Origin of the sequence: Aquitalea sp. ASV15 (assembly GCF_016429115.1) — a bacterium.
Classification (GTDB): Bacteria; Pseudomonadota; Gammaproteobacteria; order Burkholderiales; family Chromobacteriaceae; genus Aquitalea; species Aquitalea magnusonii.
This window is the reverse complement of the sequence record NZ_JAELTZ010000012.1, coordinates 1-26340: the sequence shown is the minus strand read 5'-3', so window position 1 is coordinate 26340 and position 26340 is coordinate 1. Positions and strand designations below refer to the sequence as shown.

At 63.6% G+C, this 26340-nt stretch carries 22 protein-coding genes and 1 pseudogene; 18 read left to right on the top strand and 5 right to left on the bottom strand.

Features of this window, described 5'->3' with window-relative positions:
- Positions 1 to 260 precede the first annotated feature (260 nt).
- The 8 genes from fae (at position 261) to JHD64_RS07160 (ending at position 8377) form a co-directional block, all read left to right on the top strand.
- Positions 261 to 758, top strand: coding sequence for a formaldehyde-activating enzyme (gene fae, locus JHD64_RS07195; RefSeq protein ID WP_110312978.1), 498 nt, complete (start codon positions 261 to 263; stop codon positions 756 to 758).
- 10 nt (positions 759 to 768) lie between these two features.
- Positions 769 to 1764, top strand: coding sequence for an aldo/keto reductase (locus JHD64_RS07190; RefSeq protein ID WP_199052776.1), 996 nt, complete (start codon positions 769 to 771; stop codon positions 1762 to 1764).
- A 10-nt stretch (positions 1765 to 1774) separates the two neighbouring features.
- Positions 1775 to 3229 carry an NAD-dependent succinate-semialdehyde dehydrogenase gene (locus JHD64_RS07185; protein WP_199052775.1) on the top strand — a complete coding sequence of 485 codons (1455 nt, stop codon included), beginning with the start codon at positions 1775 to 1777 and terminating at the stop codon, positions 3227 to 3229.
- A gap of 109 nt (positions 3230 to 3338) precedes the next feature.
- Positions 3339 to 4364: an ABC transporter substrate-binding protein gene (locus JHD64_RS07180; RefSeq protein WP_199052774.1), complete on the top strand. Its 1026-nt coding sequence runs from the start codon at positions 3339 to 3341 to the stop codon at positions 4362 to 4364.
- A 64-nt stretch (positions 4365 to 4428) separates the two neighbouring features.
- The gene (locus tag JHD64_RS07175) at positions 4429 to 5316 is read left to right on the top strand and encodes a proline/glycine betaine ABC transporter permease (RefSeq protein WP_199052773.1); all 888 of its coding nucleotides are present in this window, start codon (positions 4429 to 4431) and stop codon (positions 5314 to 5316) included.
- The gene (locus tag JHD64_RS07170) at positions 5313 to 6137 is read left to right on the top strand and encodes a glycine betaine/L-proline ABC transporter ATP-binding protein (RefSeq protein WP_199052772.1); all 825 of its coding nucleotides are present in this window, start codon (positions 5313 to 5315) and stop codon (positions 6135 to 6137) included. Before JHD64_RS07175 ends, JHD64_RS07170 begins: the two co-directional genes overlap by 4 nt.
- 183 nt (positions 6138 to 6320) lie before the next feature.
- Complete coding sequence (locus JHD64_RS07165) at positions 6321 to 7532, top strand: MFS transporter (protein ID WP_158527680.1); 1212 nt, start codon at positions 6321 to 6323, stop codon at positions 7530 to 7532.
- Between the two features lie 62 nt (positions 7533 to 7594).
- The gene (locus JHD64_RS07160) at positions 7595 to 8377 is read left to right on the top strand and encodes a CDP-diacylglycerol diphosphatase (protein WP_199052771.1); all 783 of its coding nucleotides are present in this window, start codon (positions 7595 to 7597) and stop codon (positions 8375 to 8377) included.
- Here the strand turns inward: JHD64_RS07160 and JHD64_RS07155 are convergent.
- Positions 8344 to 9501: an MFS transporter gene (locus tag JHD64_RS07155; RefSeq protein WP_255524333.1), complete on the bottom strand. Its 1158-nt coding sequence runs from the start codon at positions 9499 to 9501 to the stop codon at positions 8344 to 8346. The two genes, JHD64_RS07160 and JHD64_RS07155, sit on opposite strands and share 34 nt — an antisense overlap.
- 312 nt (positions 9502 to 9813) lie before the next feature.
- Between JHD64_RS07155 and JHD64_RS07150 the strand changes: the two genes are divergently transcribed.
- The 3 genes from JHD64_RS07150 (at position 9814) to JHD64_RS07140 (ending at position 15140) form a co-directional block, all read left to right on the top strand.
- Entirely contained in the window at positions 9814 to 10710 is an 897-nt protein-coding gene (locus JHD64_RS07150; RefSeq protein ID WP_199052769.1) for a LysR family transcriptional regulator, read from the top strand.
- A gap of 100 nt (positions 10711 to 10810) precedes the next feature.
- Positions 10811 to 14206: an ATP-binding protein gene (locus tag JHD64_RS22455; RefSeq protein ID WP_199052768.1), complete on the top strand. Its 3396-nt coding sequence runs from the start codon at positions 10811 to 10813 to the stop codon at positions 14204 to 14206.
- Positions 14207 to 14219: 13 nt separating this feature from the next.
- Entirely contained in the window at positions 14220 to 15140 is a 921-nt protein-coding gene (locus JHD64_RS07140; RefSeq protein ID WP_199052767.1) for a DNA-binding response regulator, read from the top strand.
- Positions 15141 to 15195: 55 nt separating this feature from the next.
- Here the strand turns inward: JHD64_RS07140 and JHD64_RS07135 are convergent, their stop codons facing one another.
- Complete coding sequence (locus JHD64_RS07135) at positions 15196 to 15594, bottom strand: carboxymuconolactone decarboxylase family protein (protein WP_199052766.1); 399 nt, start codon at positions 15592 to 15594, stop codon at positions 15196 to 15198.
- Complete coding sequence (locus JHD64_RS07130; RefSeq protein WP_199052765.1) at positions 15551 to 16003, bottom strand: MerR family transcriptional regulator; 453 nt, start codon at positions 16001 to 16003, stop codon at positions 15551 to 15553. Before JHD64_RS07130 ends, JHD64_RS07135 begins: the two co-directional genes overlap by 44 nt.
- A 156-nt stretch (positions 16004 to 16159) precedes the next feature.
- Here JHD64_RS07130 and JHD64_RS07125 point away from each other — a divergent pair, with 156 nt between their 5' ends.
- Positions 16160 to 17527: a TAXI family TRAP transporter solute-binding subunit gene (locus JHD64_RS07125; protein WP_199052764.1), complete on the top strand. Its 1368-nt coding sequence runs from the start codon at positions 16160 to 16162 to the stop codon at positions 17525 to 17527.
- A gap of 1 nt (position 17528) precedes the next feature.
- Here JHD64_RS07125 and JHD64_RS07120 read toward each other — a convergent pair whose 3' ends face one another.
- Entirely contained in the window at positions 17529 to 18623 is a 1095-nt protein-coding gene (locus tag JHD64_RS07120) for an FUSC family protein (protein WP_059286987.1), read from the bottom strand.
- A 65-nt stretch (positions 18624 to 18688) separates the two neighbouring features.
- Positions 18689 to 19879, bottom strand: coding sequence for an MFS transporter (locus tag JHD64_RS07115; protein ID WP_199052763.1), 1191 nt, complete (start codon positions 19877 to 19879; stop codon positions 18689 to 18691).
- Between the two features lie 260 nt (positions 19880 to 20139).
- On the opposite strand from JHD64_RS07115, the pseudogene urtA reads away from it, so the two are divergent.
- The 6 genes and pseudogenes from urtA to JHD64_RS07085 form a co-directional block, all read left to right on the top strand.
- Positions 20140 to 21327: pseudogene (gene urtA, locus JHD64_RS07110) on the top strand (urea ABC transporter substrate-binding protein); the annotation flags it as partial.
- A gap of 141 nt (positions 21328 to 21468) precedes the next feature.
- Positions 21469 to 23049: an urea ABC transporter permease subunit UrtB gene (gene urtB / locus JHD64_RS07105; RefSeq protein WP_199052761.1), complete on the top strand. Its 1581-nt coding sequence runs from the start codon at positions 21469 to 21471 to the stop codon at positions 23047 to 23049.
- 10 nt (positions 23050 to 23059) lie between these two features.
- Complete coding sequence (urtC, locus tag JHD64_RS07100; protein ID WP_199052760.1) at positions 23060 to 24160, top strand: urea ABC transporter permease subunit UrtC; 1101 nt, start codon at positions 23060 to 23062, stop codon at positions 24158 to 24160.
- A complete protein-coding gene (urtD, locus tag JHD64_RS07095; protein ID WP_233170382.1) occupies positions 24157 to 24993 on the top strand; it encodes an urea ABC transporter ATP-binding protein UrtD in 837 nt (278 codons plus the stop codon). The genes urtC and urtD overlap by 4 nt, the downstream gene beginning before the upstream one ends.
- A gap of 1 nt (position 24994) precedes the next feature.
- The gene (gene urtE, locus JHD64_RS07090; RefSeq protein WP_199052759.1) at positions 24995 to 25693 is read left to right on the top strand and encodes an urea ABC transporter ATP-binding subunit UrtE; all 699 of its coding nucleotides are present in this window, start codon (positions 24995 to 24997) and stop codon (positions 25691 to 25693) included.
- A gap of 54 nt (positions 25694 to 25747) precedes the next feature.
- Positions 25748 to 26340: urease accessory protein UreD (locus JHD64_RS07085; protein WP_233170381.1), on the top strand; the 593-nt coding region annotated here is incomplete at its 3' end.

Genomic DNA, 26340 nt, shown 5'->3' with positions numbered 1-26340 from the left:
GCATGGTAGCAGTGCTTGTCGCGGAATTGTATGCAGTCATTTACTCAAATTGACTGCATTGTGGCGCGTCAATTAGAGCGATTACTCTGCTGCAAACCGAAGCAATCCTTCACCACAACACCGGCCAAACAGCAAACGGGCAGGGGGCGGCAGCAGCACCCGGCGGCCCCCTGGAGCAAGGGCGCGGTACGGCCTGGCGTGGTGAGCTGTTTGCTCAGTCACTCACCCTGTTTTCTCACTCCCCCTGGAGAGTCAGCATCATGCATATCGGCGAATCCTTTGTCGGCAGCGGACCCAATGCAGCACATATCAATGTCTTGATCGGCCCGCGCAGCGGCCCGGTAGGCCAGTCTCTGGCCAATAGCCTGGCTGCGCCACGGCTGGGTTACATCCCCTTCATGGCCTGCCTCCAACCCAATGTGCCGGTCAAGCCGGCCACCCTGTTCGTGGCCAAGGCCGATCTGCGCGGCGAAACCCACGAAACCATGACCTGGGGCCCGGCGCAGGCTGGCGTGGCCAAGGGGGTGCAGGACTGCCTGCTGGATGGCAGCTTGCCACCCGAGGCCGAAAACGACTGGGCGGTGGTGGCCGCGGTATGGGTGAACTGGAGCGCAGACAATGCCAGCCAGGTGTTCGCCAATAATCTGCAAGCCACCCGCGAAGCCATCCAGCGTGCCATGGCCAATCTGCCCACGCTGCAACAGGCGGCGGCAGCCAGCGCGCGGCCGGCCAATCCCTTTTTCGACAGCGCAGCCTGAGGAGACCGCCATGCAATACCTCAATCTGGGTCGTAGCGGTCTGAAAGTTTCCCGCCTGTGCATGGGCACCATGTCCTTTGGCAGTTCGCAATGGCGGCCCTGGGTGCTGGATGAGACGGAGAGCCGTCCCATCCTGCTGCGGGCGCTGGAGCTGGGCATCAATTTCTTCGATATGGCCGATTTCTACTCGCTGGGTGTCGGCGAGGAGGTGGTCGGCCGCACCCTGCTGCAACATGCCCGACGCGAACAGCTGGTGCTGGCCAGCAAGGCTTTTTACGCCATGGGCAAGGGCCCCAATGATGGCGGCCTGTCGCGCAAGCATCTGCTGGATGCCATTGATGCTTCGCTGCGGCGCATCGGTACGGAGTATCTGGACCTGTACATCGTGCATGGCTTCGACCCGGACACGCCCATCGAAGAAACCATGGCCGCCCTGCACGACATCGTCAAAAGCGGCAAGGCCCGCTATATCGGCGCCTCCACCATGTACGCCTGGCAGTTTGCCAAGATGCAGCATGTGGCGGAACGCAATGGCTGGACCCGCTTCATCTCCATGCAGTGCCAGCTGAATGCCGCCTACCGCGAGGAAGAGCGGGAAATGATTCCCTACTGCCAGGATCAGGGCATTGCGGTGACGCCGTTCAGCCCGCTGGCACGCGGCCTGTTGTCCGGTGCCGCCGATTCGCTGCGCAAGCAGACCGACAATTTCACCCAGGAATTCTACGGCGACGAAGTGTCCTGGCAGATTGGCAAGGCGGTGGAGCGGGTTGCCGCCGCGCGTGGGGTGGCCGCCGCGCAAGTCGCCCAGGCCTGGGTGCTGCAGCGGCCGGGGGTGACTTCCATGCTGGTGGGCGCGGATGCCGTCTCCCAGCTGGAGCTGGCGGTTGCGGCGCTGGACCTGCGGCTGAGCGATGCCGAGTGTTTTGAAATCGACCGCCATTACACCCCGTGCGATGTGATCAACGACCACCACAATGCGCGGCGCATTCCGCGCACGCCCCGCTGAGGAATACACCATGCTCCCCTTGCTCAATCCCGCACTGCTGCGCCAGCAGGCGCTGATTAACGGCCAGTGGCTGGATGCCGACGATGGCCAGCATCTGGCGGTGCATAAGCCGGCCAATGGCGAGCTGATCGCCCGGGTACCCGCCATGGGCCAGGCAGAAACCCGGCGCGCCATCACCGCGGCTGCCGCAGCCCAGGCGCAGTGGAAGTTGCAGACCGGCAAGGCCAGGTCTGTGCTGCTGCGGCGCTGGTATGAGTTGATCATGGCCAATCAGCAGGACCTGGCGGTCATTCTCACCAGCGAGCAGGGTAAGCCGCTCAGCGAAGCGCGCGGCGAAATCGCCTATGCCGCCAGCTTTGTGGACTGGTTTGCCGACGAGGCCAAACGGGGCTATGGCGATGTGGCGCCCAGCCCGCAGGCGGACAAACGCATCGTGGTGCTCAAGCAGCCTGTCGGTGTGGCTGCGGCCATCACGCCATGGAATTTCCCGGCCGCCATGATCACCCGCAAGGCCGCCCCAGCCTTTGCTGCCGGTTGTGCCATGGTATTGAAACCGGCCAGTCAGACCCCGCTGACCGCACTGGCACTGGGCTGGCTGGCCGAACAGGCTGGCTTCCCCGCCGGCTTGTTCAATGTCCTGACCGGTTCGGCCACCCTGATCGGCGAGGTGCTGACCGCCAGCCCGCTGGTGCGCAAGCTCAGCTTTACCGGCTCGACCGAAGTCGGGCGGCAGCTGATGGCGCAATCCGCCCCCACCATCAAGAAACTGTCGCTGGAACTGGGCGGTAACGCCCCGTTCATCGTGTTTGAGGATGCCGACCTGGATGCCGCCGTGGAAGGCGCCATGGTGTCCAAGTTCCGCAATGCCGGTCAGACCTGCGTCTGTGCCAACCGCATCTATGTGCAGCGCGCGGTGTATGAGCGCTTTGCCACCAAGCTGGTGGCTGCGGTACAGGCCTTGCAGGTGGGCGATGGCATGGCGCCGGGCAGCACACAGGGGCCGTTGATCGACGCCAGGGCCGTGGCCAAGGTGGAAGAGCACATTGCCGATGCCCTGGCCAAAGGGGGGAGGCTGCTGTGCGGTGGGCAGCGCCATGCCCTGGGCGGCAGCTTCTTTGAACCCACGGTCATTGCCGATGCCAGCCCGGCAATGCTGTTTGCCCGTGAAGAAACCTTTGGTCCGCTGGCCCCGCTGTTCTGCTTCGATGACATCGACGAGGTGATCCGCGCCGCCAATGACAGCGAATTCGGCCTGGCCGGCTATTTCTACAGCCGTGACCTGGCGCGCGCCTGGCAGGTGGCCGAGCAGCTGGAATGCGGCATGGTGGGCATCAACACCGGCCTGATTTCCAATGAAGTAGGCCCCTTTGGCGGCATCAAGCAGTCCGGCCTGGGGCGCGAAGGCTCACGCTACGGCATGGACGAGTATCTGGAAAGCAAATACCTGTGCTTTGGCGGGCTGTGATGCCATTGCCACTAGCCGCAACTCCACTCTCGGGAAAGGGGAAGCTCATGAACCGTACCTGACGCCCCGGTACTACCTTCAAGCCAAAGAGAACAACAGGAGAGACAATATGCAAGGCAAACATTTACTCGGATGCACCCTGTCCATGCTGCTGCTGGCCAGCAGCAGCCCCAGCATGGCAGGCAGCTGGTGTGCCGCCGGCAAGCCAGTCAGGCTGGCCGGCATCACCTGGGAGTCGGGGCAATTCTACGCAGCCCTCATCAGTGAAATCATTCGCACCGGCTATGGCTGCCAGGTTGAAACCGTACCGGGCAGCACCGCAGCCACCGAAACGGCCTTGGTCAATGGCGATTTGCAGCTGTGGACCGAGCAATGGAACCGCACCGACATCATCAAGAAGGGTCTGGCATCCGGCAAGATCAAACTGATTGGCGATCTGCTGCAAGGCGGTGCTTATGAAGGCTTTTTCGTACCGGATTATGTGATCAAGGGTGATGCGCGACGCGGCATCAAGCCCATGGCACCGGCTTTGCAGTCGGTGGCGGATCTGCCGCGCTACAAGGATTTGTTCAAGGATGAAGAAGAACCCGGCAAGGGACGCTTTCTGAACTGTCCCAGCGGCTGGGATTGCGAGCGCATCAATACCCAGAAGCTGAAGGCCTACCAGCTGGAGAGCAGCTATACCAATTTCCGCGCCGGTACGGGGTCGGCCATGGATGCGGCGATTGCCTCGGCCTATGAGCGCGGCAAGCCGGTGCTGTTCTACTACTGGGCACCGGCCACGCTGATGGGGCGCTACCGGTTCATCCAGCTCCGGGAGCCAGCCTACAACGCCAGGTGCTGGCCCACACTGCAGGCCAACAAGGGCGAGGCACCTTGCCCTTCCGCCACGCCGGCGACCACCTTGCAGGTGGGCATCGCCAGCAACTTCATGGCAGCCGAGCCTGTCATCGTTGCCTTCATCAACAAGGTGAAACTCAGCCCGGAACTGCTTAACCGCACCATCGCCCGAATGAGCGAACAAAAGCAGAGCCCTGAGACGACGGCGCGTGAATTCCTCAAGCAGCAGCCCGCCCTCTGGAAGGCCTGGGTGCCGGCCGATGTCGCCGTCAAGGTGCAGCAGGCGGTGAAGTGAGGCGGCGACACCGGTCCACAGTACGGCGACCGGTGTCTCGGATTCGCATGAAAAGGATGATTCCATGCCGGATATATTTCTGCAGTTTTCGTTTGCCGACAGCATCAACCAGTTTGTCAGCTGGCTGGTGCGCGAATACGGCGACCTGTTCCATCAGTTGACGGCCGTTTTGCTCACCACCTTGCTGGTGCCGCTGGAACAGGCCTTGCTCGCCCTGCCGCCGCTACTGGTGTTATTGACGGTGGCCGTGCTGTGTTATCACGGCACCCGCCGCAAGGGGGTGACCGCGCTGATGGTGGCCGGTCTGTACCTGATAGGCTGCCTGGGCTTGTGGGACAAGCTGATGCAGACCCTGGCACTGATGGTGGTGGCCACCGTGCTGACCATGCTGGTCGGCGTGCCGCTGGGCATCATGATGTCGCGCAGTCAGCGCCTGCGCTGGCTGCTGGTGCCGGTGCTGGATGTCATGCAGACCCTGCCCACCTTTGTCTACCTGATTCCGGTGCTGATGCTGTTTGGCCTGGGCAAGGTGCCGGCCATCTTCGCCACGGTCATCTATGCCTTGCCGCCACTGGTGCGGCTGACCGATCTGGGCATACGCCAGTTGGATGGCGACTTGCTGGAGGCTGCCCGTTCTTTTGGCACCACCCGCTGGCAATTGCTGTTTGGCGTGCAACTGCCGCTGGCCCGGCCCAGCATCATGGCCGGCGTCAACCAGTCCATCATGATGGCACTGGCCATGGTGGTGATCGCTTCGATGATCGGTTCGCGCGGCCTGGGTGAGGATGTGCTGGCCGGCATCAACAATATGGATATGGGCAAGGGCATGCAGTCGGGCCTGGCCATTGTCATCCTGGCCATCGTCATCGACCGCATCAGCCAGGCTTATGGGCAGGACGGCCGGCTGAAAAAGGCGCTGCGGCTGAAAAAAACGGCAGGAGCAACAGCATGAGCAAGATAGAAGTGCGCCATGTATACAAGGTGTTCGGGCCACAGGGCGAGCGGGGGATGGCCTTGTTGCGCCAGCATTGCGACAAGGCCGAGGTGCTGGAAAAGACCGGTGCCAATGTCGGCTTGATCGATGTCAGCCTCAGCATCGAGGCCGGGGAAATCTTTGTCATCATGGGGCTGTCCGGCTCGGGCAAATCCACGCTGGTCAGGCATCTGAACCGCCTGATCGATCCTAGCAGCGGTGAAATCCTGATCGACGGCGAAGACATCCTGCGTTATGACGAAAAACAATTGCAGGACTTGCGCCGTAACAAGATCAGCATGGTGTTCCAGGGCTTTGGCCTGTTGCCGCACCAGACCGTGCTGGAAAACGCCGCCTATGCGCTGCTGACCAAGGGGGTGGCGCGCGGCGAGGCACTGGCGCGGGCCGGCAACTGGCTGGGCAAGGTGGGGCTGGCCGGCTATGAGGCCAAGTATCCGGATGAACTGTCCGGTGGCATGCGGCAGCGGGTTGGCCTGGCGCGTGCGCTGGTCGCGGATACCGAGATCATCCTGATGGACGAGGCGTTTAGCGCGCTGGACCCGTTGATCCGCAGCGAGATGCAGGAACAATTGCTGCAGTTGCAGTCCAGCCTGCACAAGACCATCGTGTTCATCAGCCATGATCTGGACGAAGCGCTACGCATTGGCAGCCGCATAGCCATCCTGCGTGACGGTCAGCTGGTGCAGGTCGGCACGCCAACTGATATCCTCACCCGACCTGCCGATCACTATGTGCAGCGCTTTGTCGAAAAGCGGGCGCTACAGCCTTTGGCCGGCTGAAGCGCCGCGGCAGCGGTATGACAAGAGGCCGCCCACTTCCCTGTGGGCGGTTTCTGTTTGTCCCGTCATGCCGCGTGCCATGCGCAAGCCAGGTCGCACAGGTCGGATGGTGAACAGCAGGGCTGCTGATGTGGCAGCATAATGACATTGTTTTGAACCGGCGTGACAAGGGGTGGCATGCGCATGGATGGGCTGACGGTGGTGGAGCGTAGCTGGCGCAGCATGCTGCGGGCGGTGGCCAGCCTGTTGCTGGCCTATGCCTTGCTGGTGGTGGGCAATGCGCTGGGCAGCACCGAAACCTCGCTCAGCCTGCTGGCCAATGGCGTGCCGGTAGCGGTGGCCGGCATGGTGCAGTCGGCCTACTATGCCGGTTTTTTCATGGGCGGTTTCTTTTGCAGCGGCATGATCCGCCAGTATGGCCATCACCGTGCCTTTGCCGCGCTCACCGCCATCATCTGCGTGCTGACCCTGTGCCAGGCGCTGTTCACCACGCCCTGGCTGTGGCTGCTGGCGCGGCTGGGCAATGGTCTGGCCATGGTGGGCATCTACATGGTGGTGGAAAGCTGGCTTAACGGTTGTGTCAGCAACAGCCAGCGCGGCCAGCTGTTTTCCCTGTACCTGATCATCAGCTATCTGGGCGCCAGTGCCGGCCAGTGGCTGCTCAAGCTGCCGTTCAGCCAGGCTGGCTGGCCCTTCATCATTGTGGCCATGCTGTTTGCCCTGGCCATCATCCCGGTCACCCTGACCCAGCAGCGTCCGCAAGTGCTGGCGGCACAGCCGCCGGGCAATGTGCTGGCGCGGGCCATGCGCACCCTGCGCCTGCTGGGGCGGCGTGCCCCGCTCAGTCTGGCCGGAGCCTTGCTGGCCGGTTGCTTCAACAGTGCCTTCTATACCATGCTGCCGGCCATGCTCAGCCAGTCCGGCCGCACGCCCGCGGACATTGCCAGCTTCATGGGCCTGGCCTTGCTGGCGGCACCGCTATTGCAATGGCCGATGGGCAAATGGGCTGACAGCAGCGACCGCGCCACACTATTGGCGCGCTGCGCGCTGGTGGTGGCGGTGCTGTCGCTGATCCTGACCCAGTTGCTGAACACCGGCTGGATGCTGCCGCTGGTGATGGTGTATGTGTCGGTGGCCTTTACCTTTTACGGCACGCTTAGCGGCATCGCCAACGATGCCATGCCAGCGCGCCATCGGGTGGAGGTCAGTGCCTCGCTGCTGATGGTGTATGCGCTGGGGGGCACGCTGGGGCCGCTGTTGTGCTCGGCGGTGATGGCCGCCATCGGTCCGGCCGGTTATTTCGTGGTGTCGCTGGGCTTGTCGGCCACACTGGGCGGCTATGCCTGGTGGACGGTCAAGCGCTGGCCGCTGCCCAGCCTGCTGCCGCCGCGCTGAGCGACGGTTTGTCACCTGCTTGATTGATCATGCGGTTTTTCCTCTGGCGAAAGCACCATTCCATGACGGTGAAAATCTTCCGCGGCAGTGCCGCGCTGGCGCTGCTGGGCTTACTGGTGTCGTGGGCGGTGCATGCCGCCAATGCCGATGCCTTGTGGCAAATCGTGCATCAGCAATGTGTGCCGCACTGGCAGCAGGCAGAGGACCCGGCCCCGTGTGCCCAACTTGACATGGCGCAGGGCGAGGCACAGGGGTATGCCGTGCTCAAGGACATCCACGGTGTGCTGCAATATCTGTTGATTCCTACCGCACGGGTCAGTGGTATTGAAAGCCCCTTGCTATTGCAGGCGGATGCCCCGGACTACTGGGCCGCCGCCTGGCGGGCAGGGCGGTGGATGGAGCGGCTGCACGGCAGCCCCTTGCCGCGCGAGGCGCTGGCGCTGACGGTGAACTCGCAATGGGGCCGCAGCCAGAACCAGCTGCATATCCATGTTTCCTGCGTCCGGCCAGAACTGCCGGCCCGCTTGCAACAAGCCGGCATTGGCCCGCAGTGGCAACCCTTGCCTGGTGGCATCAACGGCCATGCCTATCTGGCGCGTGCCGTGCCGGGTGACACGCTGGATGGCGTGCAACCGTTTCGCTTGCTGGCCGATGAGGTGGCCGGCGCCAGTGGGCAGATGGGTAGCTACACGCTGGCGGTGATTGCCACCCGCCTGGCCGACGGGCCGGGCTTCTGGCTACTGGCCAGCAAGGCGGATGTGCTGGCCGGTAACTTTGCCTCCTCCGAAGGGGATGTGCAGGACCATGACTGTCAGCTGTTGGCACCCCCCGTCGCCAGGCCCTGATAGCGCGGGCCGGACAAGGCCCAGGCGCACACGCCGGTGAGGCTGCACGCTGCGCCGGTCAGCACTACGCCCGTCCAGCCCCAGTGGCCATAGGCCCAGGCGGATGCCAGCGAACCGGCCGCCCCGCCGATGAAATAGCTGGTCATATAGGCCGAGGTCAGCCGGTTACGCGCTTCCGGCCGGATGCGGTAAATCGCCCCCTGATTGCTGACATGGCAGCCCGCCACACCCAGGTCCAGCAGCAGGATGCCCAGCAGCAGGGCGGTAATCGAGTGCGGTGCCAAGGCCAGCGGCAACCAGGCCAGCAACATCAGACCCAGGCTGAGCCGGGAGGCCAGCGCACCACGGCCCTGGTCACTCAGCCGTCCCACGATATTGGCCGACAAGGCCCCGGCGGCCCCCGCCAGGCCAAACAGGCCGATGGTGCTGTTGGAGTAGCCAAACGGCGGCGCAGACAGCAAGAAGGCGACCGAAGTCCACATCACGCTGAAGGTGGCAAAGGACATGGCGCCCAGCAGGCCGCGCAGACGCAGGCTGGGTTCTTCCACAAACAGGCGCAACACCGACTGCAGCAGCTGTCCATAGCGCAAGCCCGCTGTGGCAGGCGTGTGCGGCAGCTGACGGGCCAGTACCAGCGTCATCAGCAGCATGCCGCCGCTGCCGCACCAGTACACGGTGTGCCAGCCACCCAGGTCGGCCAGGCTGCCGGCCACGGTGCGCGCCAGCAAAATGCCGGTGAGCAGGCCGCTCATGATGGTGCCCACCACCCGGCCGCGTTCGGCTTCGCTGGCCAGGCTGGCACCCAGCGGCAGCAGGATTTGCGCCACCACCGAACACACACCGGCCATGGCGGTGCCCAGCAATAGCTGGCTGATGCTGCCCGCCGTGGCGCTGATCAACAGGCCGCAACTGGCCAGCAGCATCATGCTGATGATCAGTCGCCGCCGCTCCAGCATGTCGCCCAAGGGCACAATCAGCAGCAAACCCAGGGCATAGCCCAGTTGTGCCGTGGTGATGATGCTGCCGGCACTGGCCGCGCGAATGCCCAGCGCGCGGCTGATTTCCGGCAGCAAGGGCTGGGCGTAATAATTACCGGCCACGGCCAGGCCGGTGGCTAACGTCATCAGCCACATCAACAGCGGGCTGAGCCCGCCATGTGCTTGGCCGGAGTGGGGAAGGGTGTGGGTGGTGTGCATGTGTGTGCTTTCGGTGTGGCTGCGCAGGGTGTGGTCAGAGCCGCTAACAAAAACCCTGCTGCTGCGTTGCGCCTCCTTGCCGTACTTTTGTGTAGTGTCGGCGTCGGTGCGCCTTGCTCCAGGGACGCTACGCTGTTTTGTCAGCGGCTTTTAATGCATGCCGGGGCAGTATCTACTGGCCTAAAGAATGACTCCAATGTATTGTTTTCATGTTTTTCATCGTGAAACGAGATGGATTGAATGAACTTGCGCCAGATTGATTACGTGCTGGCGGTGGCCGAAGAAGAAAACTTCACCCGTGCCGCCGAGCGCTGTCATACCGTGCAATCGGCGCTGAGCCACCAGATTGCCCGGCTGGAACAGGAGTTTGGTGCCAGGCTGTTTGAGCGCACCTCGCGCCAGGTCACGCTGACCCCTGCCGGGCTCACCTTCGTCAGGCATGCCCGTCAGGTGCGCGAAGCGGCGCAAAGGCTGGAGGACGAAATGGCGGCCGCCACCGGGGAAATCCGCGGCAGCCTGCGCATTGGCAGTATCTCCACGCTTGGCCGGCTGGATTTGCCGGCCCTGCTGGCGCAATACCACCGCCGCCATCCGCAGGTGGATGTGCAACTGGCCATGCGCATGAGCGATGTGATGATGGAAGAGCTGCGCTTGCAGCAGATTGACGTGGCCTTTCTCGGCGTATGGCCGGGCGAGCCGGTACTGGGCCTGGATGCCCGTCTGCTGTGGGAAGAACCCCTGCTGGCCCTGCTGCACCCGGATCACCCCTTGGCCGCCTTGCCGCAGCTGGATTTGCAACAGCTGGCTGGCTGCACGCTGGTGGACTGGCCGGCCGGCAGCGGCCCGCGGCAACAGACCGATATGGCGTTTGCCGCCCTGGGCATCAAGCGGCGGGTGACGTTCGAGGTGAACCATGCCGACATGCTGGTGGACCTGGTGCGTGCTGGCTGTGCGGTGGGCATGGTGCCGGCGCTGGGGGCCGGGGAGCATGCCGGGCTGGTGACGCGGCCGGTGCTTGATGGCCCGCGCCGCCGGGTGTATCTGGCCAGTCACGACAGCCCCACCCCTGCGGCGGCAGCTTTGCTGGCGCTGGTGGACGGCTATCTGCAGCTGGTGCCGGACCAGGCTTCAGCATGATGCTGGCCCGCCTGCACCATTGGCCTGCTGGAGGCTAGCCAAGCCGGGCTGGCAGGTTTCTTGCATCTGCCCTGCAGGTCATCGCCAACAGGATTGCCCCGTGTCCGCAGAGCCGCCATCGCCACCCCAGCATGTCATCCAGCTGCGTCGTGACTACAACAGCTGGGTGGCGCGTGAATCGCTGGAAGACTACGCCCTGCGCTTTACCCCGCGCCGCTTTCGCCAGTGGTCGCTGTGGCGGGTGGCCAATACCGCCTTGGGCGGTGCCGCGTCTTTTCTGGTGCTGGAAGCCGTGGGTGCCACCATGCTGGTGCAAGCCGGGTTTTTCAATGCCTTGCTGGCTATCCTGCTGACCGGACTGGTGATCCTGCTGGCCGGGCTGCCCATCTCGGTGTATGCCGCCCGCTACGGGGTGGATATGGATCTGCTCACCCGTGGTGCGGGTTTCGGCTATATCGGCTCCACCGTTACCTCGCTGATCTACGCCTCTTTCACTTTCATCTTTTTTGCGCTGGAAGCGGCCATCATGGCCTACGCGCTGGAGCTGGGTTTTGGCATTCCGCCGGTGGCGGGCTACCTGCTGTGTGCCTTGCTGGTGCTGCCGCTGGTCACCCACGGCGTCACCGCCATCAGCCGTCTGCAAAGCTGGACCCAACCCTTGTGGTTGCTGCTGCTGGTATTGCCCTATGCCTGTTTGCTGTGGCAGGAACCCGCAGTCCTGCAAGGGCTGTGGCATTACCCTGGTGGGCAGGGTGCAGGCATGCAGTTTGATTTGCGCCGTTTTGGTGCAGCTTTTGCCGTGGGCATTGCGCTGATCACCCAGATGGGCGAGCAGGCCGACTATCTGCGTTTCATGCCGCCGCGCACTGCCGGCAATGCCCGTAGCTGGTGGCTGGCCTGCCTGCTGGGCGGGCCGGGCTGGGTATTGCCGGGCGTGGCCAAGATGCTGGGCGGTGCGCTGCTGGCCTGGCTGGCGCTGCGCAATGCGGTGCCGCTGGCCAAGGCGGTGGACCCGAACCAGATGTATCTGATTGCCTATTCCCACGTGTTCAGCGACGGCAAGCTGGCCATTGCCGCCACCACGCTGTTTGTCATCGTGTCCCAGCTGAAAATCAACGTCACCAATGCCTATGCCGGCAGCCTGGCGTGGTCCAATTTCTTTTCCCGCCTCACCCACAGCCATCCGGGACGGGTGGTATGGGTGGTGTTCAACACCCTGATTGCCCTGTTGCTGATGGAGCTGGAAGTCTTCCAGGCACTGGGTCAGGTGCTGGCCTTGTACAGCAATATCGCCATTTCCTGGATCATGACCGTGGTGGCGGATTTGCTGATCAACAAGCCGCTGGGCCTGAGCCCGCGCGGCATCGAGTTTCGCCGGGCCTATCTGTACGACATCAATCCGGTGGGGCTGGGGGCAATGACGCTGGCCTCCTTGCTGGCGGTGGCCGCCCATTTGGGGGTTTTAGGCGAGGTGGCACAGGCGCTATCACCGCTGGTGGCCATGTGTGCGGCGCTGCTGCTCTCGCCCTTGTTTGCCTGGCTGAGCGGCGGGCGTTACTACCTGGCGCGCCGACCTTCGGCCAGTACGCACGCCCATCACCGCTGCGTGCTGTGCCAGCGCGAGTACGAGGCCGAGGACATCGTGGTTTGCCCGGCGTATCAGGGGCATATCTGTTCGCTGTGCTGCACGCTGGACGTGCGCTGCGGTGATTTGTGCAAGCCGCAGGCCACGCTGGCGGCGCAATGGCAGGGCTTGTTGCAGCGGCTGCTGCCACGCGGCTTGCAGCCTTATCTGCAACGCGGGCTGGGGCATTATTTATTGCTGATGGCCGGTATCAGCACTTTCTGGCTGCTCTTGCTGGGCCTGTTGTACTTCATTGCCGTGCAGGAAGGTGCGGTGGCCGGGCTGGGCGGCTTGTTGTTCCGCCTGTTTGCCGTGTTGTTGCTGGCCAGCAGTGTGCTGGCCTGGTGGATGGTGCTGACCCATAACAGCCGACAGGTGGCGCAGGAGGAATCGCGCCGCCAGACCGGTCTGCTGCAGCGTGAAATCGACCTGCACCGCCAGACCGACCAGCTATTGCAACAAGCGCGGGAAGCGGCCGAACAGGCCAATCAGGCCAAGAGCCGCTATGTCACCACCATCAGTCACGAGTTGCGCACTCCGCTCAACAGCATTCTGGGCTATGCGCAAATCCTGCATGCTGATGCCAGCCTGCCAGCGGCGGCGCGCCAGTCGGTGGAGGTGGTGCGCAGGAGTGGCGACCACCTGCTGTCGGTGATTGAAGGCACCATGGACATTGCCCGTATCGAAAGCGGCAAGCTGACGCTGGACATGCGCCCGCTGGACTTCACCGCCTTCATGCAGCAGCTGGTGGCCATGTTCAGCCTGCAAGCGCAGCAAAAGGGGCTGGATTTCAGCTTTGTCCCGCAAGGCGAGCTGCCAACGGTGGTACGGGCGGATGAAAAGCGGCTGCGGCAAATCCTGATCAATCTGCTGGGCAATGCGGTCAAGTTCACCGAGCGTGGCGAGGTCAGCCTGGGCTTGCGCTACCAGCGTGAAATGGCCACCTTCACCATTCGCGATACCGGCCCGGGCATTGCCCCGGCCGACCAGCCACGGCTGTTTGAACCGTTTGAACGTGGCAAGCAGTCGCAGCAGGGCGGCAGCGGGCTGGGCCTGACCATCAGCAAGATGCTGACCGACCTGATGGGTGGGGAAATCCGCCTGGACAGCACGCCGGGGCAGGGCGCGCTGTTTACCGTGCGGCTGTTCCTGCCTGCCCTGCACGGCCAGCAAGCCGAACAGGCCCTGCCACGCCAGCAGCGCACCGGCTATCTGGGTCCGCGCCGCCGGGTGCTGCTGGTGGACAACGAGGCGGTGGACCGCACCATGTTGCGCCACATGCTGCACGCGCTGGGCTTTGAGCTGGCCGAGGCCAGCAGCGGAGAGGACTGTCTGGCACAGCTGCCGGCCTTCCGCCCGCATGCGGTGTTCATGGACCTGGCCATGCCCGGCATGGATGGCTGGCAAACCTTGCGCGCCATTCGTCAGGCGCAGGCAGGCATGGCAGATGCCGCCGCCCTGGCCATCATCTCGGCCAATGCCTTTGAAAAGGGGCAGGACAACGATGTCGGCATTCTGCCGGCCGATTTCTTCGTCAAACCCATCCGCCTCGATGACATCCTCGACTGGCTGGGCAGGCGCTTGCAGCTGGAGTGGCAGACTGACAGCCAGCCCGTGGCTGAAATTGGCACCACGCTGCAAAGCCTGCATGCCAGCGCCGCCAGCCTTACCCTGCCGGATGCTGCCTTGTTGCGCCCCCTGCGCGAGGCGCTGGAGCTGGGTTACCCCAAGGGCGTGAAAGCGGCCTTGCAGACTTTGTCCGAACTGGCGGCCGAGCATGGCGAATTCCTGCGCCGCGCCCAGGGCCTGGCAGCGGCCTTTCAGTTTGATGCGCTGCGCAGCTTGTTGCAGCAGCAAGAGGCGATAGATTGATGGAGCAAGATTGATGGAACAGGCGGCAAATCGCAGTGCCCTGGTGCTGATCGTGGATGATGTGCCGGACAATCTGCAATTACTGCACGATGCACTGGATGCAGCAGGCCATACCGTGCTGGTGGCCACCCATGGCGAAGCCGCCTTGCAGCGGGCCAGGCTGAGCCTGCCCGATGTGATATTGCTGGATGCGGTGATGCCAGGCATGGACGGCTTTGAAGTGGCGCGTCGCCTGAAGCAGGATTTTGTCACCCGCGCCATTCCCATCGTGTTCATGACCGGCCTTACCGACAGCGAACACGTGGTGGCGGCCTTTGCCGCCGGCGGGGCCGACTATGTCACCAAACCGCTGCGCCCGCCGGAAGTGCTGGCACGCATTGCCGCCCACACCGCCAATGCCCGTCAGCTGCAACAGGCCAGCAGCGCGCTGGATGCTTTTGGTCAGGCCACCCTGGCTCTGAACCCGGACAGCGGACGGCTGGTGTGGCAAACCGCGCTGGCCCGGCAGCTATTGCAACGCTATTTCGGTGTCGAGGATCAACAGGCACCCGAAGCACTGTGGCGCTGGGCCGCGCTGGCGCAGCAGGCCAGGCTGCAAGGCGAGGATCTGCCCGGGCAATGGCCGGGCGAAGCCGGGCAGAAGCTGCTGGCCAGCTTCCATCTGACTCCCGGCGAGCCGGAATGGCTGGTGGTGCTGCGCGAAGAAGGGCTGCAAGCCACGCTGGCGGCACTGATTGCGGCCTTCCGCCTGACCCAGCGCGAAGCCGAAGTGCTGCACTGGCTCAGCCTGGGCAAGACCAACCGCGATATTGCCGACATCCTGGGCATGAGCCCGCGCACGGTCAACAAGCATCTGGAGCATGTGTTTGCCAAGCTGGGGGTGGAAACCCGCACCGCTGCCGCCGCCATGGCGCTGGGGCGCGGGCATGCTTAAGGTCCGCTAACCCCCTCCCGCGGCAGGCTGCGCTACGCGGTTTGCGCAGCGTTTGTTAGCCCGAAACGGTTACTTCGCAAGCCGTCATGTTCGGCAAATACCTCTTTGCCGCAAACATGCCGTTGAGTGCGGCCGGAAAACCGGCGTACAGCGCCATCTGCAGGATGGTTTCGTGGATTTCCTGCTGGCTCAGCCCGACATTGAGCCCGGCGGCAATATGCACCTTCAGCTGCGGTGTGGCATTGCCCAGTGCCGTCAGTGCGGCAATGGTGGCCAGCTCGCGCTGTTGCAGGCTCAGGCCGGGGCGGCAATACACCTCGCCAAAAGCGAATTCGATGATGTAACGCCCCAGGTCCGGGCTGATGTCCTGCAAGCTGGCAATCACGCGTTCGCCTGCCTCTGCGTCGACTTCACGCAGGCGGTTCCAGCCTTGTTGGTAAAGAGGGTTGGTCATGGTCTGCTCCTGTGCTGTCAGGCTGTGCGTCCGCTTGCAAGGCGCTGGCAAGTCCGGTGTAGAAGGCCACCTTGTCGCGCATGATGCTCAGATTGTCTTGCAGTGACGCCAGCCGGTTTTCCAATGTCAGCACATGCTGTTGCAGCATCTGCTGACGCGCGACCACACTGTCCAGCTGATTGCCGCTACGGCGCAGCGTGGCATAGGCCAGCATGTCCTGTATCGGCATGCCGGTGGCACGCAGACGCAGCAGGAAGGCAATCCAGCGCTGGTCGTGCTCGCCGTAGCAGCGGTGGCCGCTGCTGCTGCGCGCCACCGGATCGATCAGCCCGATGTCCTCGTAATAGCGCAGGGTATGGGCTGACAGTCCGCTGAGGCGGGCCATCTGGCGGATGCTGAGTGTGGTCATGGGGGCAGTCTGCAAGTTGGAGTGCACTCGAAGTCAAGCGCCATCATACCCGGCCTCGCGCCGGCCAGGGTCGCGGCGGCGGGGCAGCCGTGGTAGATTGCGGCGGTCCGGCCATGCTGCCTGTTGCGCAGGCCGTTCCCAGTCAGGAGTCTTGCCTTGTTCTCTCCCCGCAGCCTGTTTTCCCGTCTGGCCGCCCGGCTGAATGCCCTGTTCGGGCGCGGCCTGGTGCTGTCCATGCTCATGATTGTGCTGGCTGGCGTGGCCATCATGCTGCTGGGGCTGCTGCTGACCAATGCCGCGGCACCGACCAGCCTCACCATCGCCAGCGGACCACCGGGCAGCGTATTCGAGAAAACCGCCTTGCGTTATCAGGCCATCCTGGCGCGCGAGGGGGTGAAGGTAAAGATACTGCCTTCCGGCGGCTCGCTGGATAATCTGCATCGCCTGCTGGACAAGCGTCAGGCGGTGGATGTGGGTTTTGTGCTGGGCGGCGAGGCCGGCGGGGTGGATGGCAGCCGGCTGATGTCGCTGGGCAGCATTTCCTATCAGCCGCTGATGGTGTTCTACCGTGGCGCGCCCAAGACCTTGCTGTCGGACTTTCAGGGCATGCGGCTGGATATCGGCGAACCGGGCAGCGGCACTCACACCCTGGCGCTGGCGCTGCTCAAGCTCAATGGCATCGAAGCGGGCGGGAAGACCATCTTGCTCGACGCGCTGCCGGGCAATGCCGTCAAGTCCTTGCTGGACAAGCAGGTGGATGCGCTGTTCGTGATGGGCGATTCCACCTCCACCGACCTGTTGCGTCAGCTCTTGCACACGCCGGACATTCATTTGTTCAACTTTGTCCAGGCGGACGCCTATGCCCGCCGGGTCAGCTATCTGAACAAACTGACCCTGCCGCGCGGCGGGCTGGATCTGGGCAAGGATATTCCCGAAAGCGATACCCAGCTGATTGGTCCCACCGTGGAGCTGATTGCCCGTGACGGCCTGCACCCGGCGCTGTCCGACCTGCTGCTGGATGCCGCGCGGGAGGTCCATGGCAAGCCCGGCCTGTTCAAGAAAGCGGGCGAGTTTCCGGTGCTGGTGGAGCATGAAATCCGCCTCAGCCCGGATGCCCAGCGTTACTACGCCTCTGGCAAAAGTCTGCTGTACCGTACCTTCCCCTTCTGGCTGGCCGGGCTGGTGGCGCGGGCGCTGGCAGTGATGCTGCCCCTGGTGCTGTTGCTGATACCGGCGCTCAAGGTGGCACCGGCCATTTACCGCTGGCGCATCCAGTCCGGCATCAATCGCTGGTACCGGGTGTTGTTTGATATCGAGCGCGAGGCAGTAGCGCAGCGTACTGTGCCGGGCAAACAGCAAGAATTGCTACGCCGGCTGGCCCATGTGGATGCCACGGTCAGCAAGATTACGGTACCGGCGGCCTTTGGTGATTTGCTGTACGAGCTGCGCGGCCATATCGACTTTGTGCGCAGCCGGCTGCAGGCCGATGCCGACGCGCTGGAGCACCAGGACCACCGGGACTGACTCAGCTGGCGTCTTTCACCGGCAGCACACGCAGAATCAGCCGGCTGATGCCCTGTCGCAACGGTGGCAGGTGCAGGGCCAGTCCACCCAGCAGGCCCACCAGGCCGCCCGCCAGCGTGTCGTAGAAGCGGGCCTCGATCAGGGGGAAGGCCGAGCCCTGACCCAGATGGGCTGCTTCGGCCAGCAAGATTGCCATGGGTGTGATGAACACCGCAGCCATGCCGTAGTGGCGCACCACCAGTGTTTCCACTACCACCGTGAACAGCATCACCAGCAAGGCAACCGACCAGGCGTTCAGCGGCAGGCTGAATACCCCCCAGGTCAGCAACAGCCCGAGTGCCGTGCCCAGCAGCCGCTGCAACTGGCGGTTCCACACCGCGCGCAGGCTGGCACCCTGTAGCACGGCCAGGCAACTCACCGGCACCCAGTAGGGGCGTTGCAGCTGCAGCCACTCGGCCAGCAGCAGCGACAGGCCGACGGTGAGGCCGATGATCAGTGCATCCATCACCACGAAGTCGAAATCCGGCGCCGGCAAAGGCTGCACCGGTCTGGGTGTACGCCAGCGCAACACATGCAGGCTATAGCCGAAGGCCAGCACGCAGGCCAGCAGGCTGCCCATGGCCAGCAGGCCAACCCGTAGCGGTATTTCCAGCAGGGGCACCGGGGTGTAGGCGGCCAGCGCGGCCACCATCACGAAGAAATAACTGCCCGGCGGTGGCAGACGGTAAAAGCGGCAGATCATCGTCACCAGAATGGTAATCACCGTCAGCACCGGGGCTGTGGCCAGTGGTAGGAGTTGGCTTAACAGGCCCAGGGTGAAACTGGCGATCAGGCCAAAGCTGCAGGCCATGATGGTGACCATGCGATGGTGCATGGGGGTGGCGGGCAGGTAGAGAAAAGCCATGCCACCCAGCGACGACAGCAGGCCAAAGGCCAGGTGGCCGGTCCAGGCGGCAATCAAGAGCGGCAGGCCGGTGGCCAGCGCGGCGGTCAGCGGCATCTGCCAGGGGCGGTCGCTGGCTTGAAAACTGCGTAATTGCTGCCATTCACGGGCAATCAGGGCGCGTAGCCGCAATGGTTGTCTGGCTGGCTGCATGGTGAATTCCGTTGAAAACCGTCAAGGCGTCCAGCCTGCGAAAAAGTCAGTGCATTGGCAAGCGCTCAGTGTCGGGCGCTTGCTATTGTGGCAGCCGCTTGCCGCCAGCCGCTGACAACAAACAGCAGGGCGATGGCCCATAGCACGGCCACCATCCAGGCCGAACCGGCATGCTGCATCAAGAGACCGGTGGCAGCCGGGCCCAGGCTGCTGGAGGCATTCCAGCACAGCGAAATCAGCCCGGAAATGCGTAACAGCGCCGCGCCGCTGAACAATTCGCCGCTGGCTGCCATGGACAAGGTATAGATGGCACCGGCGCAGCCACCCAGCACAAACAGATAGACCTCCCACAGCAGCGGTAGCTGCATCATCCACGGCAGCAAGGGCAGCAGCAGGCACACCAGCACTCCGCACAGCAGATGTACCCGGCGGCGGCCAAGGTGGTCGGCCAGCCAGCCAATGCCAAACTGCAAGGTGGCATCGCCCGCCAGCAGGATGGAGGCGGAGGCCAGCGCGCGGCTCTGGCTCATGCCACCCTCCATGGCCACCAGTGGCAGAAAACTGAGCATCACCGTGTCGAACGAGGCAAAAAACGCCGTGCCCAGCAGGATGGCGGGTGCACGCCGCACAATCTCCAGCCAGCCGCTACTGCTGGCCTTGTCGGCCCTTGCGGACTGCGGGTGGTCCGCATGCATGTCGGTGCGCTGCTCTGGCCGGGCCAGCATGATGCCTGGAACGCCCAGCAGGAACAGCGCGCCACACCAGAGAAAAGCCTGCTGTGGCCAGCGGGCCAGCAGGTCGGTCAGCAAGGGGCCCAGCACCTGGCAGGCGGTGAAGCAGGTGGCGTAGATGGCCACGATGCGGCCACGTGTATGGTCGGCTGCCAGGGTGTTGATCCAGCTTTCGCCCAGTACGAACAAGGGGGCCATGGCAGCACCAAACAGCATGCGCGCCAGCAGCCAGCCGGCAATGCTGTCCAGGTATTGCAGCGGCATGACGGATAGTGTCGCCAGCAGCAGGCAGCCCAGCATCACATTGCGCCGTCCCAGCCGCAGCGCCAGCGCCGGGGCTGCCACCGTGGCCAGCACGCCGCCCACGGCACTGGCCGCCACGGTCCAGCCGATCACTTCCGGGCTAAAGCCACGGGCGGTCAGGGTGAGGGCGGTCAGCGGCATGGTGCTGCCCAGGCCCAGGCCCAGCAGGGCCACGCTGAAGATGACGGCGGTGAAATCACGCCAGGCGCTGCGTGGCAGCATGAACAGCTCCGGTAGCAAGGGGGAGAGACAGCCTAGCACAAGGGCATGGCGGTACGGCAAGCCTGCGGCTGTACCGCCCTGCGCAGGCTGCTACGTCATGTAACGTATTTTGCTGGCCGGGCGTGGATCGTACTCTGATGACGCAGCGCAACATCCATACCAATCATCAGGGGAATCACATGGCAAGCACTCGTCGCACTTTTCTGAAGTCCGCTCCGCTGGTTCTGGCCGCCGCCGGCCTCATGTCCATGCCGGCCTTTGCCGCCGACACCATCAAGGTAGGGGTGTTGCACTCCCTGTCCGGCACCATGGCCATTTCGGAAACCTCGCTTAAGGACATGGCGCTGTTTGCCATCGACCAGATCAATGCCAAGGGCGGCGTGCTGGGCAAGAAGCTGGAACCGGTGGTGGTGGACCCGGCCTCCAACTGGCCGCTGTTTGCCGAAAAGGCGCGTCAACTGCTGAGCAAGGACAAGGTAGCCGTGACCTTCGGCTGTTGGACCTCGGTCTCACGCAAATCGGTACTGCCGGTGTACGAGGAGCTGAACGGCCTGCTGTTCTACCCGGTGCAGTACGAGGGTGAGGAAATGTCGCCCAATGTGTTCTACACCGGGGCTGCGCCCAACCAGCAGGCCATTCCGGCGGTGGAATACCTGATGAGCAAGGAAGGCGGCGGTGCCAAGCGCTTCTTCCTGCTGGGGACCGACTATGTCTACCCGCGCACCACCAACAAGATTTTGCGTGCCTTCCTGCACAGCAAGGGGGTGAAGGACGAGGACATCCAGGAGATGTACACCCCCTTCGGGCATAGTGATTACCAGACCATCGTCGGCAACATCAAGAAGTTTGCCGCCGGCGGCAAGACAGCCGTCATCTCCACCATCAATGGCGATTCCAACGTGCCCTTCTACAAGGAACTGGGCAATCAGGGCCTGAAAGCCACCGACGTGCCGGTGGTGGCCTTCTCGGTGGGTGAGGAAGAACTCAAGGGCATCGACACCAAGCCGCTGGTGGGCCATCTGGCCGCCTGGAACTACTTCATGAGCGTGAAGAACCCGGTGAACAGCAAGTGGATTGCCGACTATCGCGCCTGGGCCAAGAAAAAGGGCCTGGCCAATGCCGACAAGCTGGTGACCAACGACCCGATGGAAGCCACTTATGTGGGCATCAATATGTGGGCCGAGGCGGTGAAGAAAGCCGGCACCACCGATGTCGCCGCCGTCACCAAGGCCATGGCCGGCATCAAGTTTGCCGCCCCGTCCGGCTTCACTCTGGAAATGGACCCGAAAAACCATCACCTGCACAAGCCGGTGATGATTGGCGAAATCCAGCCCAACGGTCAGTTCTCGGTGGTGTGGAAAACCAAGACCCCGATCCGCGCGCAGCCGTGGAGCCCCTTTATCCCAGGGAATGACAAGAAGCCCGACACCCCGGTCAAGAGCAAGTAACAGCGGCTGACAACATCCCTGCTGCGCCTGTTTATCAGCCGCTCTTGTTGATTGTTTCAGGCACAGCACGGGACGACGCACGCCCTTGCCCGCTGCTGCCCTGTCCGGGTGGTGGCGGGCATATCCTGTAAGGAAAGCACCATGCAATTGTTCAAACCCTTGCTCCTGCTGCTGTTGCTGTACAGCGGCCTGGTGGCGGCCAGCCCGCTGACCGAGCTGGCCCATGCCGACCCGGCCGACCGTGCCGGGCTGATCACCCAGTGGACGGTGCAGGCCGATGGCCCGCGCCGTCAGGCAGTTGCCGCGCTGGAAGAGGGCAGGCTGTTTACCAGCGCCGATGGCAACCATGTGCTGTTGCAAGGGACGGACGGCAAGCTCAGCGATGTAGACAACGGCCAGCCGGTAGCAGGTGATGCCGCCAGTCTGGATGCCTTGCCGGTCAACAACAGCGTGCGCAGCGCGCTGGAGGCGTTTCATGCGGCTGGTGATCTGGCCGACCCGGACCGCAGCAAGCGCCTGAGCGCCATCCAGGCCTTGCAGGACAGTGCCAACCCCGGCCTGCTGCCCTTGCTGCTGAGCCGGCAACAGCAGGAACAGGACAGCCAGGTCAAGCAGGCCCTGCACATGGCCAGCGCCCGCTTGCAACTGGCCAGCCCGGATGCCGCACAGCGGCTGAATGCCATCCACACCCTGGCCGACAGTGCCGACCCGGCCACCCTCAGCCTGCTGGCCCCGCTGACGGTAGCCGGCAGCGAGCCGGAAGCCAGCGTGCGCGCCGCCGCCAGTCAGGCCATGGCTGACATCAAGTCCAGCCAGTGGCGTTACAACATGCTGGGCTATGCCTTCAGCGGCATCAGCCTGGGCTCGGTACTGCTGCTGGCCGCTCTGGGCCTGGCCATCACCTATGGCCTGTTGGGCGTCATCAATATGGCGCATGGCGAAATGCTGATGATCGGCGCCTACGCCAGTTATGTGGTGCAGAACTTGTTCCGCAGCTGGTGGCCGGGCGCTTTCGATGCCTATCTGCTGGCGGCGCTGCCAGTGGCTTTTGCCGTCACCTTTGTCATCGGCATGGCGCTGGAGCGGCTGATCATCCGCCATCTGTATGGCCGCCCGCTGGAAACCCTGCTGGCCACCTGGGGCATCAGCCTGATGCTGATCCAGGCGGTGCGCATGCTGTTTGGCGCGCAGAACGTGGAAGTGGCCAACCCGTCCTGGCTGTCCGGCGGCTGGGAAATCACCCCGGCGCTCACCCTGCCGTATAACCGGCTGGCCATCATCGCCTTTGTTGCGGGCGTGCTGGTGCTGACCTGGCTGCTGCTCAACAAAACCCGGCTGGGCCTGTTTGTGCGTGCCGTCACGCAAAACCGCCGTATGGCCGACAGCGTGGGCGTGCCCACCGGCAAGGTGGACATGCTGGCTTTCGGTCTGGGTTCCGGCATTGCCGGGCTGGGCGGGGTGGCCTTGAGCCAGATCGGCAACGTCGGCCCGGAGCTGGGGCAGGGCTATATCGTGGACAGCTTCATGGTGGTGGTGCTGGGCGGAGTAGGCCAACTGGCCGGTACCGTCACCGGGGCCATGGGCCTGGGCATCGTCAACAAGATTCTGGAACCGTCGCTGGGGGCGGTGCTGGGCAAGATCCTCATCCTCGGCTTCATCATCCTGTTCATCCAGAAGCGTCCGCAAGGCCTGTTTGCCCTCAAGGGCCGGGTGCTGGACTAGGAGCATCATCATGCAAACCGCACTTTCCCTGCGGCTGGCCCACCGTATCGGGCCACTACCGCTGAAACTGGCAGGCGCAGCCATCCTGGCGCTGCTACTGGCCATGCCCGCCCTGCATGTGTGGACCGACCCGGCCAGCAGCCTGCATGTGTCGGCCTACACCCTGACGCTGGTGGGCAAGATCCTGTGCTATGCCATCGTGGCGCTGGCCATGGACCTGGTGTGGGGCTATACCGGCCTGCTCAGCCTGGGCCACGGCCTGTTCTTTGCCCTGGGCGGTTACGGCATGGGCATGTACCTGATGCGTGCCATCGGCCATGACGGCAATTACCAGAGCGACCTGCCCGACTTCATGGTGTTTCTCGACTGGAAAACCCTGCCCTGGTTCTGGCAGGGCAGCGAGCATCTGGCCTGGGCGCTGTGTCTGGCGGTGGGCGTGCCCGGCCTGCTGGCGCTGGTGTTTGGCTGGCTGGCTTTCCGGTCGCGCATCAAGGGCGTGTACTTTTCCATCATGACCCAGGCGCTCACCTATGCCGCCATGTTGCTGTTTTTCCGTAATGAAACCGGCTTTGGCGGCAATAACGGCTTTACCGACTTCAAGCGCATCCTCGGCTACGGCATTGCCGCGCCCGGCACCCGCGCCACGCTGTTTTTGCTGACCGTGTTGTTGCTGGTGGCTGCGCTGGCGGCCGGCTTCTGGCTGGTCAACAGCAAGTTCGGCCGCATCCTCACCGCCATTCGCGATGCCGAGTCGCGGCTGATGTTCTGCGGTTACAACCCGCTGTATTACAAGCTGTTCATCTGGGTGGCGTCCGCCATGTTGTGCGGCCTGGCCGGGGCGCTGTACGTGCCGCAGGTGGGCATTATCAATCCGGGGGAAATGTCACCGGCCAACTCCATTGAAATTGCCATCTGGGTGGCGGTGGGCGGGCGTGGCAGCCTGATCGGCCCGGTACTGGGCGCGGGTTTCATCAATGTAGCCAAAAGCTGGTTCACCGTGGCTTTTCCCGAATACTGGCTGTTCTTTTTGGGTGGGCTGTTCATTGCCACCACGCTGTTTTTGCCGCGCGGCCTGCTGGGCCTGCTGCGCCGCCACAAGGAGAACGCATGATGTCCGTCACTACTTCGCAAGCGGTACAGCGTGAAAGCTGGGATGGAGATACCCCGGCCAGCGGCCGCCTGTTGCAGCCGGGGGTGGATGTCACCCATGGCCAGATCCTGTATCTGGACGACATCAGCGTCAGCTTTGACGGTTTCCGTGCGCTCAACCGACTGTCCTTGTCCATTGCCGTAGGCGAGCTGCGCTGCATCATCGGCCCCAACGGCGCTGGCAAGACCACCATGATGGACGTGATTACCGGCAAGACCCGTGCCGATAGCGGCTCGGCCTTTTTCGGCCAGACCATCAATCTGGCCCAGCATTCCGAGGCGGAAATTGCCCAGCTGGGCATAGGACGCAAGTTCCAGAAACCGACAGTGTTCGAGGCGATGACAGTGCAGGAAAACCTGGAGCTGGCACTGGCCGGGCCGCGTTCGGTATGGGCCAGCCTGCGCGCTCGCCTGACCGGGCAGCAGCGTGACCGTATCGACGAACTGCTGCTGTTGATCCGCCTGGGCGAGCAGCGGGCGCGGCAGGCCGGTCTGCTGTCGCACGGCCAGAAGCAGTGGCTGGAAATCGGCATGTTGCTGGCGCAGGAGCCGCAGCTATTGCTGCTGGACGAGCCGGTGGCCGGCATGACCGATGCCGAAACCGAAAAGACCGCCGAGCTGTTGCTCACCCTCAAGGGCAGGCATTCGCTGATGGTGGTGGAACACGATATGGATTTCATCGCCAGCATTGCCGGCAAGGTGACGGTGCTGGCCGAGGGCGCGGTACTGGCCGAGGGCAGCTTGCAGCAAGTGCAGGCGGATGAACGGGTGATCGAAGTCTATCTGGGGCGCTGACATGCTGGACATACAAGAACTGGACCAATACTACGGCGGCAGCCACATTCTGCGCCGCGTCAGCCTGCAAGCCGAAATCGGCCAGGTCACCTGCCTGCTTGGCCGCAATGGCGTGGGTAAATCCACCCTGTTGCGCTGCCTGATGGGGCAGTTGCCGATCAAGAGCGGCAGCATTCGCTGGCAGGGGCAGGACATCAGCCGCTGTGCGCCGCACCAGCGCGTGGCGCGTGGCATTGCCTATGTGCCGCAAGGGCGGGAAATCTTTGGCCGGCTGACCGTGGAAGAGAACCTGCGCATGGGGCTGGCGCGCTTTGGCGGCAAGGCCGGGCGTGACATTCCAGCCTCGGTGTACGAGATGTTCCCGGTGCTGTACGACATGCGCCAGCGTCGTGGCGGCGACCTGTCCGGCGGCCAGCAGCAGCAACTGGCCATTGGCCGGGCACTGGTCAGCCAGCCCTCGCTCTTGGTGCTGGATGAACCTACTGAAGGCATCCAGCCCTCCATCATCAAGCAGATTGGCGAAGTCATCCGTAACCTGGCAGCGCGGCGCGACATGGCCATCCTGCTGGTGGAACAGTACTACGACTTTGCCGAAGCACTGGCCGATCGCTATATGGTGATGTCACGCGGCGAGGTGATACGTTGCGGAGCTGGTTCCGACATGGCGCAGGACGGTGTGCGCGCACTGCTGGCCATCTGAACCGGCATGTTAATTGCTGTGTCTTTCCCCATTCTCCTTGCTGATTGACTGCTGATGAATCCGAATGCGCTGAGCATGGCCATTCCCTTGCCCGCCGGTTTGCAAGCCGGCTGGCATGCCGCACTGGAATTGGGCTATGCCGTAGTGCAGGGCCGCACAGTGCCGGTGCATCGACGTCACCAGGGGCCGTTGCGGGTGCAAAAGCACTTCATCGACGCGCATGGCCAGTGCCAGCACATTGTGGTGCATCCGCCCGGTGGTATGGCCGGTGGGGATACGCTGACACTGGACATTGACCTGGCCGCAGGCAGCCAGGTACTGCTCACCAGCCCTGGCGCGGCCAAATGGTATGACAGTTTTGCTCGGCAGGCCGGCCAGCAGCTGCAAGTGCGCCAGCAGTCAGGCAGCCTGCTGGAATGGCTGCCGCAGGAAACCATATTGTTTGCCGGCAGTAGCGTGCGGCTGGACAACGTCTTCCGTTTGCATGGCGATGCCCGCCTGCTGGCGGGCGAGGTGATCTGCCTGGGACGCCCGGCCAGTGGTGCAGCTTTCAATCGCGGCCTGTGGCAGCAAGCCAGCGAACTATGGCGTGACGATACCCTGCTGTGGTGCGAGCACAGCCACGTCCCCGGCGACAGCCCCTTGCT